The sequence below is a fragment of the Candidatus Phytoplasma solani genome (genome assembly GCF_041729705.1).
GTDB classification, from domain to species: domain Bacteria; phylum Bacillota_I; class Bacilli_A; order Acholeplasmatales; family Acholeplasmataceae; genus Phytoplasma; species Phytoplasma solani.
The window spans coordinates 582,040-602,518 of the sequence record NZ_CP103788.1 but is presented as its reverse complement, the minus strand read 5'-3'; the positions used below and the strand labels follow the sequence as shown (position 1 = coordinate 602,518).

General features: G+C 28.9%; 17 protein-coding genes and 1 pseudogene. 3 read left to right on the top strand and 15 right to left on the bottom strand.

Annotated features, from left to right (window positions below; translation table 11 throughout):
- Window positions 1–449: 449 nt before the first annotated feature.
- Window positions 450–1,331 carry a deoxyribonuclease IV gene (locus psc1_RS02925; protein WP_023161531.1) on the bottom strand — a complete coding sequence of 294 codons (882 nt, stop codon included), beginning with the start codon at window positions 1,329–1,331 and terminating at the stop codon, window positions 450–452.
- A 42-nt stretch (window positions 1,332–1,373) separates the two neighbouring features.
- Window positions 1,374–2,774, bottom strand: a complete 1,401-nt coding sequence (locus tag psc1_RS02920; RefSeq protein WP_373375563.1) for a DEAD/DEAH box helicase — start codon at window positions 2,772–2,774, stop codon at window positions 1,374–1,376.
- Between the two features lie 206 nt (window positions 2,775–2,980).
- Here psc1_RS02920 and psc1_RS02915 point away from each other — a divergent pair, with 206 nt between their 5' ends.
- Window positions 2,981–3,169: a hypothetical protein gene (locus tag psc1_RS02915; protein ID WP_122225546.1), complete on the top strand. Its 189-nt coding sequence runs from the start codon at window positions 2,981–2,983 to the stop codon at window positions 3,167–3,169.
- Between the two features lie 7 nt (window positions 3,170–3,176).
- Here the strand turns inward: psc1_RS02915 and psc1_RS02910 are convergent, their stop codons facing one another.
- The 7 genes from psc1_RS02910 to ribF form a co-directional block, all read right to left on the bottom strand.
- Window positions 3,177–3,932 (bottom strand): ABC transporter permease subunit, encoded by a 756-nt coding sequence (locus psc1_RS02910; RefSeq protein WP_373375562.1) that lies wholly within the window; start codon window positions 3,930–3,932, stop codon window positions 3,177–3,179.
- A 40-nt stretch (window positions 3,933–3,972) separates the two neighbouring features.
- Complete coding sequence (locus psc1_RS02905; protein WP_373375561.1) at window positions 3,973–4,230, bottom strand: hypothetical protein; 258 nt, start codon at window positions 4,228–4,230, stop codon at window positions 3,973–3,975.
- A gap of 315 nt (window positions 4,231–4,545) precedes the next feature.
- Window positions 4,546–6,261 carry an AAA family ATPase gene (locus psc1_RS02900; RefSeq protein WP_373375560.1) on the bottom strand — a complete coding sequence of 572 codons (1,716 nt, stop codon included), beginning with the start codon at window positions 6,259–6,261 and terminating at the stop codon, window positions 4,546–4,548.
- Window positions 6,262–6,352: 91 nt separating this feature from the next.
- Window positions 6,353–7,786 (bottom strand): hypothetical protein, encoded by a 1,434-nt coding sequence (locus psc1_RS02895; RefSeq protein WP_373375559.1) that lies wholly within the window; start codon window positions 7,784–7,786, stop codon window positions 6,353–6,355.
- 233 nt (window positions 7,787–8,019) lie between these two features.
- On the bottom strand, window positions 8,020–8,256 hold the full coding sequence (locus psc1_RS02890; protein WP_023161499.1) for a hypothetical protein: 237 nt from the start codon (window positions 8,254–8,256) through the stop codon (window positions 8,020–8,022).
- Window positions 8,257–8,392: 136 nt separating this feature from the next.
- Entirely contained in the window at window positions 8,393–9,598 is a 1,206-nt protein-coding gene (locus psc1_RS02885; protein WP_373375558.1) for a hypothetical protein, read from the bottom strand.
- Window positions 9,599–9,866: 268 nt separating this feature from the next.
- Window positions 9,867–10,766 carry a riboflavin biosynthesis protein RibF gene (gene ribF / locus psc1_RS02880; RefSeq protein WP_023161497.1) on the bottom strand — a complete coding sequence of 300 codons (900 nt, stop codon included), beginning with the start codon at window positions 10,764–10,766 and terminating at the stop codon, window positions 9,867–9,869.
- Window positions 10,767–10,976: 210 nt separating this feature from the next.
- On the opposite strand from ribF, the gene uvrC reads away from it, so the two are divergent.
- A complete protein-coding gene (uvrC, locus tag psc1_RS02875) occupies window positions 10,977–12,758 on the top strand; it encodes an excinuclease ABC subunit UvrC (RefSeq protein ID WP_373375557.1) in 1,782 nt (593 codons plus the stop codon).
- A gap of 30 nt (window positions 12,759–12,788) precedes the next feature.
- On the top strand, window positions 12,789–14,759 hold the full coding sequence (uvrB, locus tag psc1_RS02870) for an excinuclease ABC subunit UvrB (RefSeq protein ID WP_023161495.1): 1,971 nt from the start codon (window positions 12,789–12,791) through the stop codon (window positions 14,757–14,759).
- Window positions 14,760–15,379: 620 nt separating this feature from the next.
- On the opposite strand, the gene psc1_RS02865 is transcribed toward uvrB, so the two are convergent.
- The 6 genes and pseudogenes from psc1_RS02865 to psc1_RS02840 form a co-directional block, all read right to left on the bottom strand.
- The gene (locus psc1_RS02865; RefSeq protein WP_023161494.1) at window positions 15,380–15,709 is read right to left on the bottom strand and encodes an HIT family protein; all 330 of its coding nucleotides are present in this window, start codon (window positions 15,707–15,709) and stop codon (window positions 15,380–15,382) included.
- A 737-nt stretch (window positions 15,710–16,446) separates the two neighbouring features.
- A pseudogene (locus tag psc1_RS02860) lies at window positions 16,447–16,578 on the bottom strand (HIT domain-containing protein); the annotation flags it as partial.
- 90 nt (window positions 16,579–16,668) lie between these two features.
- On the bottom strand, window positions 16,669–17,604 hold the full coding sequence (gene rnhC, locus psc1_RS02855) for a ribonuclease HIII (RefSeq protein ID WP_023161543.1): 936 nt from the start codon (window positions 17,602–17,604) through the stop codon (window positions 16,669–16,671).
- A gap of 39 nt (window positions 17,605–17,643) precedes the next feature.
- Entirely contained in the window at window positions 17,644–18,588 is a 945-nt protein-coding gene (locus psc1_RS02850) for an HD domain-containing protein (protein WP_023161544.1), read from the bottom strand.
- A 48-nt stretch (window positions 18,589–18,636) separates the two neighbouring features.
- On the bottom strand, window positions 18,637–19,881 hold the full coding sequence (locus psc1_RS02845; RefSeq protein WP_023161545.1) for a tRNA adenylyl-/cytidylyl-transferase: 1,245 nt from the start codon (window positions 19,879–19,881) through the stop codon (window positions 18,637–18,639).
- 111 nt (window positions 19,882–19,992) lie between these two features.
- A complete protein-coding gene (locus psc1_RS02840) occupies window positions 19,993–20,454 on the bottom strand; it encodes a nucleoside deaminase (protein ID WP_122225550.1) in 462 nt (153 codons plus the stop codon).
- Window positions 20,455–20,479 lie beyond the last annotated feature (25 nt).

The following is a 20,479-nucleotide window of genomic DNA, read 5'->3' as shown; positions in this document are numbered from 1 at the left end:
ATTTAATAAGGTTTTTACTTGTTTTTTATGATATTTTTTATTTTTAAAATTATTATTTTTTAGGTTTTTGAAAAATCATTTTTAAAATATCTTTTTGTTAATTTGAAAATTCATATAAAAAAAACTATCTTAAAATGATAGTCTTTTTTTCATTATGATTGTCTAATAGTTTTTTTGGAGTTGTCATAAGTTCCTTTATATGGATAGATCAATTGCTTCACCGATTTTTTTAAAGCGTACCGGTACCTTTTTTCATTCACTACTTTGTTTAATAGCTTTTATGAGTTGCTGTAATTTGTTATTCTTTCGAATAACTGACTTTATTAGTATGCTATTGAGGCTTTTTTGGCGCCTTGAATTTATTTATATTTTTTATAACAGTGCAAAAAAAAGACCAACTATAAAGTTATTCTTTTTTCAATAATATTTAATTTTTTTTGAAGTTCATTTTAATAAAACAAATTTTTTAGTTCAGGATTAAACCTTTTACTTTTAATCATTTTAATTTCTTCTAAATAAGGAGCTTGGCCGTTAATATAAGGGGTTTCTAAAATTTTTGGTATCTGCAAAAAAGCAGGATGATAGATAATTTGACTCAAAACCTTAAAGCCAATTTGACCAAAACCAATATTTTCATGGCGATCTTTGTGACTCTTGCAAGTGTTTTTAGAATCGTTGATGTGAATTGCAGAAATATTTTCAATCCCTAAAATGCTTTCAACATCTTCCCAAAAAGACATTAAATTATTTTTTAAATCATATCCAGCATCAAAAAGATGACAAGTATCAAGACAAAAAGAAATTCTTGTACGATTTTTAACTAAATTGCGGATTTGTCTAAGTTCTTCTAAGGTTTTCCCGATTTCAGTTCCTTTACCTGCCATTGTTTCTAAAGCAATTTTGATGTTTAAATCGCTTGTATTTTCTAAAATCAAATCTAACCCTTGAGCGACCCAAGTAATTGCTTGAGTAAGGTCACTTTTTAAAAAATTGCCCGAATGCAAAACCATTTTATTAATCTTCATAGCAGCAAAACGCCTTAATTCTGCTGTTAAAAATTCAACTGCAAAAGCTCTTTTTTGTGGATTGCTGTTAGCAAGATTAACAATATAAGGGGCATGACCAACGAAATTATTACAAGATAAATCATTGTCCAAAGACATTTTTAAAGCTTGATTAATTTGTAATTCGTCAAGTTGGGTTCTAATAGTATTTTGTGGGGCCCCACTATAAATCATTAAACTATTAGCTCCGTAAGATAAAGCTGTTTTGACAGCCCCTGCGTAATTATCTGGTTTTTTCATAGGAACATGACTTCCTAAAAGCAACATTTGCAATACTCCTTTGGTATGTTTTGATACATATTTTTAATTTTAGTGGCTTTTCTTATTGTTTTTTTTCGGTCTTGTAAGTTGGATTTTTTTTGGTAGTAGTTTGTGTGATGATTTAGTTTGTTTTTTGACTGAAAACGTAACAGATTGCAATCTTTTTTTGGGATAAAAAAGGTTATTTTTTAGTTGTTTTTGCTTGTAATTAGGCGTTACTTTAGGTTTAGTAGTTTTGCAATTTTTGGATTGAAGAAGAGATGAATTTTTTATTTGTTTGTTATTATATTTTTTTTGGGTTGTTGGGCGATCTTTGAAATTGATTTGGGAAATAGTTTTTTGTTGATTGTCTCTAAGTAAACTGTCTTTTCCTAACGCAATACTGTGAAAAACGACTCCCATATTAATTAATTTATTAATTTTTTCTTTTTGTTTGTTATCTTGAGGGTCATATAACACAATTACTTCGCCTTTTTTACCCATACGGGCAGTTCTTCCGCTGCGATGAAAGAAAAATTCTAATTGGGTCGGTAAATTATAATGGATCACACAAGAAGCATCAAAATCAATTCCTCGAGAGGCTAAATCGCTTGCAATAACGTATTGATATTTTAATTTATGGATCGCTTTTAATTCTTGTTTTCTTTGTTTTGTGTTCAAATTAGAATTATAATTCAATATCTTCAATTTATGATCGTTTAAGGCATGAAAGACTAATTCTTGTTCTTTTTTATCATTGATAAAAATCAAAGCTAAATAAGGATTTAATACTTTTGTGAGGCTAATTAATGTTTGCAGGCGACTAGTTTTAGTTTCTAACATAAAAAAAACGCATTTAGAACTACTTTGGTTACAAACGTCAATAAAGTTGGCTTTTCCAAAATAACGATTAATAAAAGGTTTCATTTGGGTAGTAATGGTTGCTGAAAATAATAAAATTTTTGCTTTAAGATGATTTACCAAAGGATCTAGGGTGGTTAAAAAAGCTTGATCGAACATCATATCGGCTTCATCTAAGACTAAATAAGAGACGTATTTTAAATTGATTTTTTTCAGTTTGAAAGCGTATTGTAAAATTTTGTCTGGGGTTGAAATAATTAAAGCAGGTTGTTTATTTGTTAGTTGTTCTAAAGTTTTTTGTTTATTCATCCCGCCATAAAAAATTTTGGTAAAGGGGCTTTTTTCGACTTGTTTTAACATTTCTAAAACTTGAAAAACTAAATCATTGGTAGGAACTAAAATAATGGCTTGTAATACGTTTTTATTAAAATCAATTTGACTTAACAAAGGCAAAAGATAAGCGTGTGTTTTACCAGTGCCAGTAGGGGCGATACCAACTAAATTGCCAGCTTTTTCAAAAGAGGCAAAAACTTCTTTTTGAATTGGTGTTAAGGATTTAAATTGTAGTTGGGCTATTTTTTTTTGAATATAGTTTTGTAATTGAGACATTTTTTTCTCCTTAGATCATATATATATATTATATCAACTAATCTTAGAATTTGTGTGTGTTTGATATAAATTGCCCCAATTATTAATTTTTTATTTCAGCTATTTTTACTTTTGTGAGAATAAAGTGGTTGAAAAAAGATTGCTTTTGGGTTAAAATAAAAGTAAGCTTTAAGCATGATTAAAAAAAAATAGAAGGAAAATAATTTATGGAACCGAAAAAAAATAAAAAAAACCTAAAAAAAACGAAAAGTCAACAAACTACACCTAACCCAAAGAAACTGCAACTAAATATTAAAATGTCGCATATTTTTGGTTGGTTTTTAATTATCTTATTATGTGTAGTCCCATTAGCTCCTTTGGTACAATTTTTATATGATTTATGCAAAAACAAATAATTATGCATTAAAAAAAGTCATTCTCATTACGAAAATGGCTTTTTTTGTTTATAGTGTTTATTTTTTTGACATCCAATAGTTTATAGGCAAAATAACTAATGGCATATTTTTTTCCATATTTGGTTATCAATTTATTAATCGTATTAGCGACAAATACTAACAATAAATAAATAATGCTAATTGTTAAATAAGGGGTGATTGTATCTCCATTAGTGGCGATATGTCTTTGTGCTTGCCAAACTAATCCAACTAATCCAATACTCGAAAATAAAGCAGTTTCTTTGATGTTGATAATAAATTGATGATAAATGGAAGGATAAGTTCTTTTGATACTTTGGGGAAAAATAATGTATTTAAAAACTTGTTGTTGGGTCATCCCTAAAGCGTGAGCGGCTTGGATTTGCCCTTGATCTAAGAATTTAATGTTATTTAACATAATGATAGCTAAATTAGCACCGGTGTTTAACATAATGACTATTAAAGCAACTGCAAAAATACCTTCGGTAATAATAAAAAAATCACTTTTAAATTGACTTTTGGCAATAATGGAGATAGAAAAATAAAACAATAGACTTTGAATTAAGACTGGCACTGCTTGGAAAAAACTAAAATAACCATCAATTAAATAAGCAAATGTTTTTTTAGTGAAACGCAAAAATTTATTTTGAATAAAGACATTCGGATCAATATATTTAATTTTTACTAATAATAAAGCTAATAGAAAGCCTAAAATAATTGCATCAACACTGACTACCAAAGACATTAACAATGGTTTACTGTAGGAAGGCAGGGTTTTTAAACAATTAAAAAAAATTATTCGATTTTACTTTATTTTGTAAATGTTTAAAACTTTTTTTAGCTTTATTCACGGCATTTGTGTAAAATTGTTGTTTTTCTTTTTTCGATAATGCATCTAAAACTTTTTTAACTCGTTTAAGCAATACTTCCTTTTTTTCGGTGGTTTCTTTTTTGAAAAAACACCTATTGGTTTGACTTTTTAATCTAATTGAAGTATTTCTAATAGATCGGTTGTTTTTTTGGTTTTTGCTATCATAAACCAAACACGTTCTAAAGGTTTTGAAATTGAGCTGTTCCGTTTTTTCATACAACTTTTAATTTTAAAATTACTCTTTAAGACTAAAAAATTAATTGATAATTTCATATCTTTTCAAACTAAAGAAATATTGTTTTCATTCAAAAAAAGTGTCTAAACTTTTGGAACAGGGCATCTTTTTTAAAATAAGGGGGTTAAAAAATTTTTACTGGTACCATTACTTGTTTATTTTCCATTCTTCTTAGTTTTTTAATGAGTAAATTTATTTGGAAATAATTTATGCTATTAATTGAATTATAAAGTATTAACTCTAATGAGGCAATTAGTCTTTTTTTCTTTGCTTCAAAGCAGAAAAATTAGTGTCCCAATTTGGATCAACTGATTTTAGAGTTTCAAGACTAGGATCTATAATATCACGATAAGCTTGCATTAAATCAACGATATCAATTGCCTCGCACGCACAACAATTTTCTAATGTTTTTACTAAGTCATCTTTTGATAATGATATTTGTCCCTTGTTGTGCGATTTAAATTTTTCATTGTTTTGATAATCTGTTTCATGATTCGGAAGGTTGCATTTTAGTTCTGTAACTGAATTGTCGCCTCGTTTTTTTCTCTCTTCTAAATCATTTAAAGCATTAATGTTTCTTCCAATAGATATATTATTAGCTGTTTCTACTAGTTTTGATAACACACGATAAGCTTTTTTGTAATGTTTAGTATTGTTATTTTCCCCTCTTGGTGGAGGTAAATTGTCTAGCGCCTTGTTAATTGTTTTTAATAAATATTGTTTGGCTTCTTTGGTAATAGGATGTTTGTTACTTTCAACAATGAATTTAAGTTGTTGTTCTCTTTCTTCCAAATTACCAGGCATTAATTCTAATTTCAAGGTAAAACGCGACATAATAGCTTCATCTATTTTAGAAAAATTATTAGTAGCACCCATAACAAAAATACGTGGTTGAGGTCCTTTTTCGTCTTGTCTTGGTTCTAATTCCACTTTAAATTGATTGACAACGTTATTAATATCTGAGCCATTGTTTATACCTTCTGGGGATAAAAAAACGTTTTCACATTCATCAATAAAAAGAATTACCCCACCTCTCCTTTTAGCTACTTCTCTGGCAAAAGCAAACAATTCTTTTACCATTTGAGGCCCATCACCAACATATTTTTGAGAAAAATCAGCGGCTTGTACTTCAATTAAATTCATTTTAGCTTCTTGTGCCACAGAACCTGCAAACACTGTTTTACCGCAACCTGGAGTACCATACATCATCATACCAGTAGGAAGACCAACCTTACCTCTATTATCATAAACTTCTGGATATTTAATATAATTTAAAAAAGGTTTCACGTTTTCTTTGGCTTGTGTTAACCCAACTAGATCTTTAAAATTAGGAAAATTCTTATAAGATTGTTCTTTAAAACCAAATTGTTCGCTGATTAAAAGATTTTCTTCTTGAACTTTACTTTCTTGTTGTGATTGACTATCAGGTGTTGGTACGTCATTCATTTGGGGTTGTTTGTTTTGATCGTCATCATTTTTATCAGTACTATTAACTGATTCTGTTGATTTATTTTCTTTAATTGTTTCTTTAATTATTTTTTTAATGTCTTCTTCTGGAATTTCTAAATCTTTGATTCCTTTAACGGAATTTTCTAAATCTTTGATTTGTTCCTCTAATTGATCATTTGATTGTAGTTTGTTTTCTTTAATTTGTTTTCCAATAGACATGTAGGCATATAGGGTCAACAATAAAGAACCAAACACCAACAAAAACAAAAAAACTAAGAACAAAAAAACATTATTGTTTTCCTTTGGTTTTTGGGACGCAGCAAGAACAGTATTAATTTGTGAAAACGGTTTAGTAATAGTAGTTACGGTAGTAGTTTCTGTAATAGTTACTGGCTCGTCTTTGACTGCTGTTTTTTCTTTTGGTTTATCGACTAGTTTAGTGCTTTTAGTAGTTTTTTCTTCTTTTGGGGTTTTTGTTTCTTCTAGTTTGGTGGTTTTTTTAGTTGATTTATTTCTCAAAAGTGGTTCCTCCTTTAAAAGTAGGCCTTAAAAAAACATTAACGTATCAAATTAAAAATAACTATAATAAAACGTTATCCAGTAGTTTGTGTTAGTCTTCATTTTCTTTAGGTTTATCTTGAACATTGTCTTTGTTTCCTGTTCTTATTGGAATTAGAATGGAATTAGATTGTTGTATTTGCGGGTTAGGATTAAGATTAGTAATTATAACATTTTTTATAGGTAAATCATTGGTTTGTAGATTTGGAACTTCTTTAATTTTTAAAGTTATCTGATTTTTATTTTTTTTTTGATCAGAGTTTGGAGATAAATTAGCATTATGTTCTTCAGCAAAATTTTTTTTCTTTCTTTCTATATATCCCTCAGATTCACTATCTGTGGCTAAAGGAGGAATGTTGTATGTTTTAGTCTGATGCGAATAAGAATAAGTTAGTGGGTCTAGGGGTTGATAAAGTTTTTTTTGCCCACAAACCACTATTTCTTTTGATAAGTTTTTTAATTTTTCGTTTAATTCTTCTTTTGATAAATTGAGTGATTTTTCTAATGATTCAAGATGAAGTTTATCTTCTTGTTTATTAAACCCCTTATTAAGTTCCTCTAAGTTAAAAAATTGATAAAAGTCTTTTTGGTCATTTTTTAAATGTTCTAAATAATAAAAGTTGGGCTTTGGCTTGTTTTTTAAAAATTCTTGTGATTCCCACAGCTCTAAAGGTTGGGACAAAGACAAACCTTTGGCAAATGATTTTAAGTATTTTTCTGGTTTATAAAGATAATGGTTTTGGTCTGTTAAATCAAAATCCAGAGTTAATTGTAATTCGTCTTGATTCAATTTAGTTATTCTTTGGTATTTTTGACTTTGCTCCTTAGTAAGTGATATGTCATTTTTCAAGTTCACTACAACTTCCAATGATAAAGGAGTGCCTTCATATTCAATTCTAGAAAATGAATATCGATATGAATCCTCAGAAAATAAATATTCCAACTTATGAGATTTCCAAAACCAATGAACTTCAGTATTTTTTTTTTTGTCTATCTTTATCGTCTTTTGTTGGTTTTGTTGGTCCGAATCTTTTTCTATCGTTTTTTCCTTCTCTTTATCATCCAAAAATTTAAAGTTAATATCAAAACATTCAGTGACTTCTATTGGTTCATTTTTTGGTTCATTTGATGTTTCTTTAGGAACTACAAACAACCGAGCTTTAAAATCAATGTAACAAGGCTTATCATTTGATGGCTGAAATGGTGTTTGTTTCTTATTAGAATTGTAAAGTTGGATTTTAAACAAATTGCAAAAGTGATTGGTGTTGATTTTGTCTTTATCTAAACTAACATCAATATAAATGAATTTAGGCGGCTCGATTAATTTAGTTGTTTTTTCAAATACTTGATTGAAAGGATTATTTTTGGATGGTATTGTGTGCGTAGTTGTTTGATTAGTGGTTAGATTAGTAATTTTGATAGTTTGAACTGGGGTATTTCTTTGTGGAGAAGATCGAATATTAGAATAATCAAAAGAGCCCGCCATCACGCATCTAACGCTTGCCAAAAACAAAAGTAACAAAATCAAGAAGGAAGCATATTTTCTTTTAGAAAAGTTAAGATCCAAGATCATAGCGGCCTCCTGTTAGATTTATCACCAGCCATTTTAAAAATAATAAGTGTTTGTTGGTGTTAGTTTTTTTGGAATTTTTGCACTTTTTTTTGTTAGTGTTTTTGTTTTGGGATTTTTGCGCTTGTGTTTGTTGATGTTAGTTTAGTTTAAACGATTGGTTTTGGTAATTGAGTTTGTATTTGCGCTAATATTTCTAAATGTTTTTCTAATTCATTATCGATTAAATTATAATGACGATTGCTGAAAGTACCAATTAAAAGAAATGACCAAAATTCACCTGATACAATTGTGTTTGTAGCAAAATTGTTAATTCTTTCTAAAATAGTTTTGATTCTAATAGAAATAACTTGTTTTAACATGTCATCTTTGGATTTTAATGCCATCAAAACCTTTTTGTTTCTACTTTTTTAGTTAACGAAAAGAATAATTATTCTTTTAAGAAGATTGCGAAAGGTGATGGCATTTCCAAAGTTGTTATTTTTATCTGCGTTAGTGTTTAAGTTTGGGTTTTAGTGCTTGTTAGCTGGCTTGTTGTATGATTGTTTCTTCTTTTGTTCTTACTTGTGGTTTTGTGTTTGTAATTTTAATTTTTCTTCCGCCAGTTGGACCAGATTCCACAGGAGGACGTTGATAGTCTTTATTTTCTAATTTAATATTTGCGGTGTCAAGTATTTTAGTGCCAGTTTGTGGGTTTCCTTTATCATCTGATAAATAAAAATCAATAGAAAGGGTTATTTCATTCTCGTAATTTTTATTAAAATCTTCTAGATATTGTGTATTATTTGTGTCGCTTTCATCTTTTATATCTTTTGCATTTTTCCATAAAGCAATTTTGACATCATCGTCTAGGGCTACTAGTTGTTGCAAAGAAACTAAGCACCAAATATCTACTGCTTGCAGCGTTTCAGGCGAATTATTGTCGTTTAAGATTTTTAAAGTATCAATGATTTTAGGGGGGTTAAGGACAGGATCCTTGTTTTCTTCTTTTTTCGAATAATCATTCCACTTGTTTAATGTTTGTGTAATTGTTGCTTTTGAGTCTTTGGTATCGAAAGGTATTTTAGGAAAAGCTTTTTCATTATTGATTTCAAAAACATCTTCTATGACATTGTTTTTATTGGATTTCTTTTTGCGGTTAGTTCTTAAATCTAACACCATGATATTTTCGGGTTTTTCGTTTTGATTGTTCCCATCTTTAGTCATAACTGTTGCTTGTAAATTAGACAGTTCAAGGTCATTGACATTGGTATCTGTTGCATTTTTTTCTTTTTTTAACAAAACCCGAGGAGTAATACCTAAATGAGGTGTTGTGCCTTTGTAACGGTTTATAAAATCATTCATGTCAGCAGGAGTTCCATTTTGTTTTTTTGGGTCTAGTTTAACTTCGATTACAGATTGCACCACATGTGCGTGTTTGTCATTTTCAAAAGTTGAATCACCCACTAAATCAGCAGGAAAGGGAGTACGCATGTTATCTGTGTACTTATTTTTATCTTTGGTAGTAAGTTCTTTCTCTTTACTTTTATCTGTCACTTTAAAAATGGATGAGTAATTAGAAATGCTTGCAAGTGGTGTTTTTTTCTCTATTTTGGTAGAAAAAGGCTTTTCTTCTGTGAGTTTCATTGCACCAAAAACTAAAAAACACATCACAACTAAAAGACCAAAAGATAAAAATAGTAAAATACGAGTTTGAGAAGTACTAAGTTTTTTGTAAAAATTAAACATTTAAAAACCACCTCTTTTATTTTTAAATTTTAAAAAATTAAGCAAACTTAAAAAAAAATACTGGCTAAAAGTTCGTTCGGACTAAAACCTAAACTAACTTTAGTTCTATTTTATCATATAAAGACAAAAATTGCAAATAAAATGTTAGATAAACATTAAACAAAAGTATTATAAAAAAAAGCCAAAGTTAAAATGGCTTTTGTTAGAATTAGTTTTTTTGTTGTTTACAAAATATTTATAAACAAAATACTACTTCGTACTTCTGTTTTTAAACATTGCTTTTTGCTAAGATAATATCTGCTTTGATTTGTTCTATTAACTCAGAAACATTAGCAAATTTTTTCTCAGCTCGCAAAAAAGCGATAAATTCGACTGTTATTGTTTTGCCATATAAATCTTTTTCAAAATCAAAAAGATGGACTTCTAAAAGTTTTTTGTTGCCACTATCAAAAGTCGGACGAACTCCTAAATTAGCAATACTACGATATTTTTTTCTTTTATAAGTTACTAACACAGCATAAACGCCTAATAGAGGCAAAAAGTAATTACTACAATCTAAATTGGCTGTGCGAAAGCCTAACTGTCTGCCTCTTTGTTGGCCTAAAATGACTTTACCTTGGATTAAATACGGTTTGCCCAAAGACAAATTAGCTTCTTTAATTTTGCCTTGGCTTAAAAGATTTTTGATATAAGTACTAGATACTTTTTGTTGGCCTTTCTTTGGTTTTACATAATCATCGATTAGACAAACTTCAAAATATTTTATTAAATCTTGATAATTACCTTGTTTTTGGTAGCCAAAGCGAGCTTCTTTGGTGATGATGACCCTTTTGACGTTATTTTGTTTCAATAACGCAATAAATCTATCTTTGGTTAAAAAAGTTAACTTTTTGGACCAACGCCACAAAAAAAGATAATCAAAACCTAAAAAACGATAAAAAGTTACTTTTTGGTCGTAAGAGGTTAAATAAAAATCTTTTTGATTTTGAAAAAAAGCTTTAGAATTGGGGATAAAATTAATTAAAGCGCTTTTGGTATCTTTAAAAGAAAGTACTTTTTGTAAAATTAGTTGATGGCCTAAATGTAGTCCGTCAAAATCACCAAAAGCCAAAGTTAAAGGGGGTAGATTATTAAAAGAGAAATGTGGGAAATTGTCAATTATTTTCATATTTTTTGTTTTTACTTTCTGAAAATTAAGAATTTTTGCCTTGATGAGGTATTAGTTGCTTTGTAAAAAGGGGTAAAAAAAAGCACTACTTTTATTCTAACACCTAAAAAGATGTTTTATAATCATTTTAAAAAATAAATGTTAGTTTTGATATAATAAAATTAATGAGGGTAGTCTAAAAACTAGTCACTAAGAAAGGTAGTGTTTAGAATGTGTAAGATGTTAGAAAAAATTAAAAATTTACCCTTAAATGCTGGTTGTTATTTGTTTAAAAACAAAAACGGAACTATTATTTATGTTGGCAAAGCAAAAAACTTAAAAAAGAGAGTCCAAAGTTATTTTATTAAAGGACACAACCAAAAAACAACCTTGTTAATTCAAGAAACAAAAGACTTTTTTTACATCATTACTAACACAGAACAAGAAGCTTTAATTTTAGAAGCTAATTTAATTAAAAAACACACCCCCAAATACAACTTTAAACTTTTAGATGACAAAACTTACCCTTATTTAGAAATTACCCAAGAAAAACATCCACAATTAAAAATTTCGCGTTTTAAAAAAATTCCTCCTGGAAAAATACTGTTTGGACCTTATCCAAGCCTTAAAAGTACTAAGATTACTTTAAAATTATTACACCTTTTTTATCCTTTAAAAAGGTGTCCTGCATCAACTAAAAAAGCTTGTTTTTATTTTTACATCAACCAATGTTTAGGGGCATGCAGCGGAAAAATAGTTGATTACGAACCTAATATCAAAGCAATTACTAACTTTTTAAAAGGCGATACTAATTTTATTTTAACTAAAATTAAAACTTTGATGCAAACAGCAAGCCAACAATTATTTTATGAAAAAGCACAAGAATACCGCGATATGATTACACATATTAAAAATACTACCAAAAAACAAATCATTAATCATCAAAAGTCAACTAATTACGATATTTTAGCCTACGCCTTCAATCAAGATCAAATTGCTATTCAAATCTTACAAATGCAACAAGGAAATATCACAGATTCTTATCACAGTGTTTTTTCTTATGTTGGTTATCCACAAGAACACATTCATACTTATCTTGCCTTTTATTACCAAAACAAACCCAAACCAGAGTTTATTATCACAGGCAAAAATAATCAAAACCAAAATTTTGCAAATGAGCTTCAACAACAAAAAGAAGCTATTTTATTTAATGTCAAATTATTAGAAAAAATTTTGAAAACTAAAATTATAGTCGCCCAAAAAGGCGATAAGCAAAAATTATATTTTTTGGCTTTAAAAAACGCTCAAAATAATTTATCACAAAATAACTTAATTTATCAAAGTCAAGAACAATTAACCCAACAAGCTTTAGATAAGTTAGCAGTTATTTTTAATCGTGATATCAAAAGGATTGATGTTTTTGACAATTCGCAATTATTTGGGCAAGCATTTGTTTCTTCAAGGATTGTTTTTGATAATTTTCATTTGGAAAAAAAACTGTATCGTACTTACCACATCAAAAACAATAACCCCAATGAATATCAAGCTTTTGAAGAAGTTTTGACTAGGAGTTATAACAAACAAGAAGCAAAACCAGATTTAATTTTAGTTGACGGTGGCTTTTTGCAATTACAAACTAGCTTTAAGGCCTTACATAAACTTAATATAGACATTGCTTTGGCAGCTTTACAGAAAAACAAGAAACATCAACTAGAATATCTAATTACCTCGCATGATAAAATTGCTTTGGTAAAAAAACCGCAATTATTTCGCTTTTTAAAACAACTAAGCGAAGAAGTCCACCGCTTTACTGTTAAATTTCATCGTAAAACTAAACATAAACTCGATTATCAAACCACTTTATCACAAATCAAAGGGATTGGATTGAAACGAAAAAAGGCTATCTTAACTCATTTTACCAATTTGGCGGAGTTGAAAAAAGCTTCTTGGCAAGATTTAAAAAAAATAGGGATTTCGAAAAAGATTTTTGAAGCTATCAAAAACAACCTTTAAAAAGCCACAGAAAGAGGTTTTTAAAATAAAATGAGTGTATTTAAATTACAAACTACCTTAAAACCGAGTGGCGATCAACCTCAAGCCATTCAAAAGTTAGTACAAGGGATTAAACAAGGTTTAAAAGAACAAATTCTTTTGGGAGCAACTGGAACTGGTAAAACTTTTACGATTGCAAACATTATCGAACATTTACAACAAAAAACTCTAATTATCGCCCACAACAAAACCTTAGCAGGGCAACTTTATAATGAATTAAAGGCAATGTTTCCCCATAATCAAGTCGAGTATTTCATTTCTTATTATGATTATTATCAGCCCGAAGCATATGTAGCTTCTAGCGATACTTATATTGAAAAAGATTCTAAAATTAATGATGAAATTGATCAACTAAGACATAATACCGTTGCTTCGTTGTTGAGTCGTAAAGATGTGATTGTAGTAGCTTCTGTTTCGTGTATTTATGGAGTAGGAGATCTAAAAGATTATCAAGCATCTACGTTACGCTTGCAAACGGGCGACAAATACGAAAGAAATGTTTTTTTAAAAAAATTAATAGAGCTCCAATTTCAAAGAAACGAAATTAACTTTGGCAGAGGCACTTTTCGGGTAAGAGGCGATATTGTTGAAATCATTCCATCTGCGAACAAAGAAATCGGGACAAGAATTGTTTTTTTTGGTAACGAAATCGAAAAAATACAACGGTTTGAAATATTAAATGGTAAGGTAATCGAAAATCTTGAATTTATTAATCTTTTGCCTGCTAGTCTTTATGCTATCAATACTTTCAAAATCAAAGAAAGCATTAGAAGAATTAAAGCTGAATTAAAAGAGCAGATCGCACATTTTAAAAAAGAAAATAATCTTTTAGCAGCACAAAAAATTAAAATGCGAACGACACATGACTTAGAAATGCTAGCCGAAATCGGACATTGTAATGGCGTGGAAAACTATTCTAGACATTTAGCTTTAAAGGAGCAAGGCCAACTGCCATCGACTTTAATGGATTTTTTTGGCAAAGAATTTTTAACTATCATTGATGAATCACATGTCACTATCCCACAAATCAAAGGAATGTATTTTGGTGATTTTTCGCGGAAATTAAATTTAGTTAATTATGGTTTTCGCCTTCCTAGTGCACTTGATAATAGACCTTTAAAATTCGATGAATTCACACAGAAAACAGATAAAATCATTTATCTATCAGCGACTCCAGGGGATTATGAACTGGCTCGTAAATTACCGATTATCGAACAAATTATCCGTCCTACTTTTGTCCTTGATCCAGAAATTGAAGTTAGAAACACAAAAAACCAAATCGATGATCTTTATTTTGAAATCAAAGCAAGAGCTAAAAAGAATCAAAGGGTTTTGATAACTACTTTAACTATTAACATGAGTGAAGATTTAACAACTTATCTTAAAAATTTAGGAGTTAAGGTGGCTTTTTTACATAGCGAAATCAAGTCTTTACAAAGGTTGACAATTTTAAATGATTTAAGATTAGGTAAATATGATTGTTTGGTAGGTGTTAATTTACTTAGAGAAGGATTAGATTTGCCTGAAGTGGCCTTAGTGGCTATTTTAGATGCAGATAAACAAGGTTTTTTAAGAAACGAAAGAAGCCTTATTCAGACTATCGGCAGAGCTGCTCGCAATATTGAAGGCAAAGTGATTATGTATGCTGATAAAACTAGTCATGCGATGGAGCTAGCGATTCAAGAAACTAACCGCAGAAGGCAAAAGCAAAAAGAATATAACCAAAAACATCAATTAATGCCTTTGGCTCTTAATAAAACTATTTTAAAGCCATTCGAATTACTATCCCAAGATAAAACACAAAAACAACAAATATTAAGCAGCCAACCAAAAGACATCAACAAAGAAATTAAAAGATTGACAAAATTGATGAAACAAGAAGCTAAAAAGCTTAATTTTCAAAAAGCAGCTTCATTGAGGGATTTGATTTTAGAATTAGAAAAAACAACCCAAAAAAACTAAATAAGAAAAACAGTTAAAAAACGAAATAAAAACAATTAATATAAAGGTTTAATTACTTGGATAATGTATGGCGTTTTATGATTTTTGCTGTTGCAAATTAACAAAGTGGCTATCTTATTTTCCTATATTTCATTTAAAGATGTTTAAATTTTTTAAAAACAGTAAATATTATTATAAATCTTAAAAATTCATTAGTAATATTTACTATTGAAAAAAAGAAACATGTAAGACAAAAACTTATAATCAAAGAAATTGTAGCAACTTTTAAAATTAAGCACAATCCATAACTTTATTTAAATAACTACTAAGGAAATAAAAAAATACTTTCAGATCAATTAAATATCTTACAAACATCTTAATTAATTGGTTTAAGGGATGATACCTAAATATTTTTGCATTAATAGTTAGTTTTAGTTATTGATAAACATTTCTTTAATTTTGCAAGGCAAAATAATATATAATAGATAAGTCATTTTATCGGAGTTTTAGTTTTATCGTTTAATAACTAAATTAATTAATTCCAATTAATACTTTTTTCTTTCAAATGTTTAAATAATAATTGAATCAAAAAAAGACCCACTGCAAAGTCGGTCTTTTTATTTTTTGAAAGAATAAAAAATTTATAAATTAGTTAAAATAGCTTGTTGAATCTTTTGATAATCAGAAGATGCCAAACTAGCAGCGTTATTTTTAAAAATAATGTTTATTTCTTTTTCATTAAACCGAGGAAGTAGGTGCACATGATAATGAAAAACCGTTTGTCCGGCGATTTTACCGTTATTATTTAATAAATTTATTCCTTGTAATTGGAAAGTTTTAATCAAAGCTTTACTAATTTGATGCACTATTTTAAATAAATGAATAAATACTTTTTCAGGTACTTCTTCGATGTTGCGATATTCTTGTTTATACGGATAGATGAATTGCGCCTCAACAGCTGGGATTGTCATTTAGACAAGCCATACTATAATATACTACAATCCGCCCCCGTCCAAACCGTGCAAGTAAGTTTCCAAGCACACGGCTTTCTACGAACTTTAGCAGACTTTTGTCTGTGGGCCTTCAACTTTTTATTCTTACTGCAGTTTATTACTTGTGTCTAATTGTGTTGTGTGGCTTTAAGTTTCGCTGACTTCTTTCGCCCTATGAAAGTCGTTAACTTTCGTCTTGAAAGGTCGATTGTCCTTATTATTCCAAATAAGGTTTTACTCCTCTGACTACTATGAAATCTCTTTATCCTTGAGCAGTAAGCTTTTAACTTTTAATAACTGCTTTTAGGATGATCCAAGTTACTCTAAATATCTACCCTGTCCTTTAGGTGAATTGACCGCGTCTTGTCGTTTAGTTTCTTACGTTTTGGAAAATTTTTTGACGGTCGGCGAGATTCCAGGTTTTTTCAATTGATAAACTAACCAAAACATAACCAATATTTTGTTAGACTCTGGACTGCAGGTTTCAGTAGTTTACCTGTCAGGTTTTGGTATTACATCTGCTTTTTTTCTTAGGCCATTGCAGGCTTATCCATGGGACAATTTGGTCGCGTTTCTTTTTGACTAACTACTTCGTCTCAATTCGCTTTTATGGTCTGCTGTAATCCGTTATTCTTTCGAATAACTGACCGACCATATCCTTACAACGTTTATCGCGTTGGTTGTTGGTTAGACAACAAGATATTTAGGCATCTTTGGCGCCCGGCAACAACCAAAGTATGACCCTTAGTCGCTTGGGTAATATCTAAAAAAGCAACCACTAAATCATCTTCGTATAAAAGATAACTAGGCAGCTCTTTTTTAATGATTTTAGTAAAAATAGTTGACATTTTTTAAACTATCCTTTCAATTTTTAATATTTTTTAAATTTATATTTACTAATAGCTATTAAAACAGACTGTCAATTTTTTATAACTTTGTTATAAATATTTTTTGTATTTGTGGGTCACGTTTTTAAAGTTACATTTAGCAATTTGAGTTAAAATCTTAGTTCCGTGTTTTTTGACGATTTTGGCGATTTGTTGATCAACAATAACACCTGCTCCTAGTCGCAATTTGCAAGATAAATGCTCGTTTAGTGTATTTATTTCTTGCAAAAAAACATATCTAGCGATAATGGAAGCTAAAGTAACGCTTAAATAATTTTGGTCGGCTTTGGTTTTAAAGTTGATGTTTGAGTAGATTTCTTTTTGGTCTTTTAAATAATTAAAATAATTAGTAGGAAAACAAAATTGATCTAAAATTACAGGCACTATTTTATTAATTTTTTCAAGAGTTTGGATAATAGCTATATTATGCAAAGAAGCTTTAATTTTGTTTAAGTTTTGTTTTGCGATGTTTTGATTATATTCGTTTGGTTTTATTATTGCAATAGATTTGGTGACATGGTCTAGAATCGAAGGAACAAAGGTCATAATTTTAGTATCATTCATTTGTTTTGATTCTAAGATAGAACCCATTTTTTTGAAAAAAGGAATCTTTTCGGGCGCTAAATAGACCGAACAAACTACTACCGGACCAAAAACATCGCCAGTTCCTACTTCATCAGAACCGATAGAAGAAGTATAATAAGAGTCTAGATTGGTTTTTTGTTGGTTCAAAATATTTGAAGCTACTTTTGTGTTTGTAGTTGAAAATTGAATATCTAATAAATTGATTAAAAAAAGTAGTTTACTTTCAATATTATTGCCTTGCAATAGTAAAGTTTGATTGTTGAAAGCTGTGATCATAGTTGCGTCTTCTAAGACGAAAAAAGCAACAGTTGAATTAAGGGAATTGGTTTGTAATTTTTTTTGGTAATGTTGTTTAAGTTTGGCAAATTGACTGGTAGTTAATTTTAAAGTTAAATTGGGCATTTTAAAGGGTTCCCCTTCGTTATTAATGTTTTATAACCATTATTTTTCATCTAAAAAAGATTTATAAAAACTATTTTTTTCTAAAACAGGAAGCGGTTCGGTAAAAGTTTGATTTTCGGTTTGTTGCAAGGCTTCTCCTAAGACAGTTAATTTAGCGTCGATATTGTCTAGATACCAAATTAAAAGCGCTTCTCCGATTTGTGGTTTTTTCGCTGAACCATATTCTAAAAGTCCGTGATGGGCGATTAAGATATGTTTTAAAAGTAAAATTTCTTCACTATCTTGGTATCCTAGCAACATAGCCTCACTTTGAACCTCGCTTGTAATCATAACAAGATGACCTAATAATTTGCCTTCTTTTGTGTAATTTTTTTTATTGAACTCAATTTCTTGAATTTTAGCCATATCGTGCAAAATAATCCCTGCATACAATAAATCTTGATTTAAAAAAGGATAAATTTTTAAAAGCGCTTCTGCCATCTTTAACATAGTTAAAGTATGATAACTGAGTCCTCCATAATAATTATGATGAATTTTTAAAGCGGCTTTGGAAATTAAAAAATTGTTTTTATGACGTAAATATAAGTTATTAGTTACTTGTTTTAAGATGTTGTTTTTAATTTGAGCTAGATAATTTTGTAAATCGATTGCAATAACTGCAAACGAAAGAGGGGAACATTGATAAAAACATTGAAAAGTATCATACAAGGTTTGCGGATCTAGGCTATTAATTGCCAAAGTAAAGTTTTGGTTCATAAAAATTAATTCTTGGTTTTTTAAAAGACAAATAGTTTCAAAACAATATATTTGGTCTTGTAAAGGTCTTTTAGAAACGTTGTTTAATTTAATATTGACATCACTTTTATCGGTTAATTGTAAAGTAATATTATAAAAATTAATGCCTTGATTGATGCTTGTGACTTTGCCAATGAAATGATTGATTTTGTCTTTTTCTTTGACAATTATAATTTTGTTAGTTGTCATATCGTCTCTCTTTTTTTCTTTATTATTATGTAATGAAGTTAATTTTTGTCAATTTACAATTTGATATTTATGGTTTTTGTTGTTGGTTATAAAATTTAGGATAAAATCCATTAACTTTTCTTTTTTGTTCAATATTTTACCACTCAAAACTTGTTTGATTAAAGCTTGTTTGATTTGTCTAATTGTTAGAACTGAGTTATTAGATATTTTGGGCAATATTTCTTGCCAATCAATTTGTAAGTCAGTCATTTTTTTTAAAGGCAAGTTATTATAAGTTTTTTTGATCTTGTTAATGTTTTTTGTAAAAAGGTTATTTATGGATAAATTGGATAAAAGATAATTGATTTTATAAGCCGATAGACAATTTGACAGTCCATATTTGAATAAATTAAAAGCTAGTTCTTGCAACAAATTACTACTTAAATGTTTTAATAATTGATATTTTTTCTTTTTTTTTCCAGAAACAGTCCAAAAGGAAAAGATATTGGGTTCCAAACAAAGCGCTACACTCCAAAAGATACTTTCTTCTAGGTTTTTTTTTATTTGGAGTTTTTTAGTGGTGTTATTATCTAAAGAGGCAAATAAGATAATAGCTTTTGTAATTGCTTTGAAAAACAAATGCGCTTTTGTTTGGATAATAGTTTGAAAGCTTGTTTGCCAATAAGGATAAGTCATGATTTTTTGGAGGTATTCATAAATTTTTGACAAAGAGATTTGCGTCAATAAATGAGTCTTCATTTGTAAGGCTTTTTGAGTGTTATTTTCTAACTTAAAGTTAAGTTTAGCTTGAAAATAAAAGGCTCTTATCATTCTTAAGGCATCAGTTTCAAAACTATTGTAAGGATTTGTAATGGTACGAAGGATTTTGCTTTCTAAATCTTTTTTTCCGTTGGTAAAATCCAAAATCTCGCCTTTTTGATCCATTAATAAAGCGTTAATAGTAAAATCTCGTCTTATTACATCTTTTTGCACTTCTTGGATAAAAAAAATTTCACTAGGGTGGCGATGATCTAAATAAGTGCCTTCTTTTCTGTAAGTAGTAATTTCAAAAGTAACTTGTTCAAAAATAATTTTGATAGTTCCATAATAAGCATGATTATTTGTTTGAAAAATAGCCTTAATTTCTTGTGGTAAGGCATTAGTAGTAATATCAATATCTTCTTTGGTTTCTATATTCAATAAATAATCTCTTACTGCTCCGCCGACAATAAAAGCTTCAAAATTGTGTTTTTTTAATATTTCAATGATTTTTTGCGCTTTTTGGATTTTTTTTTGATATTTTAGATTTGGCATATTTTATTTTATTTGCCCTTAATTTGAAGTTTGACAAGAATAACAATTATTTAAGATAAAAGACCATCAATGATGGCCTTTGAAATAGTGATTTATTTTTATGTTTTTAGATCAATCTTTTTTTCTTAATTGTTGAAAGAAGGTTTTTAAAAGATCTGAGCTTTCTTGAGCTAAAAAACCTGATTTGGCAATAACTTTATGAGGTAATGCAATTTTAAAAGAAGATATTAAACTATCAACACAACCAGTTTTATAATCGGGTGCTCCATAATATAAATATTTTACTCCAGCTTGTATTAAAGCGCCTGCACACATCAAGCAAGGTTCTAAGGTGACATAGACAGAAACATCATTTAAACGGCGATTTTTTAATTTTTTATTAGCTTTGATCAAGGCTAAAAATTCAGCGTGACCAAAAAAAAGGTTTTTTTCTTTCCGATTATTATGAGCGCGAGCAATAATTTTATTATTTAACACAACGACTGCTCCTATCGGAACTTCATCTTTGGAGTATGCCTTATAAGCTTCTTTTAAAGCTGCTTGCATGAAAAAAATATCTTTATTTTGCGTCATAAATCATTACAATATATCCATTTTA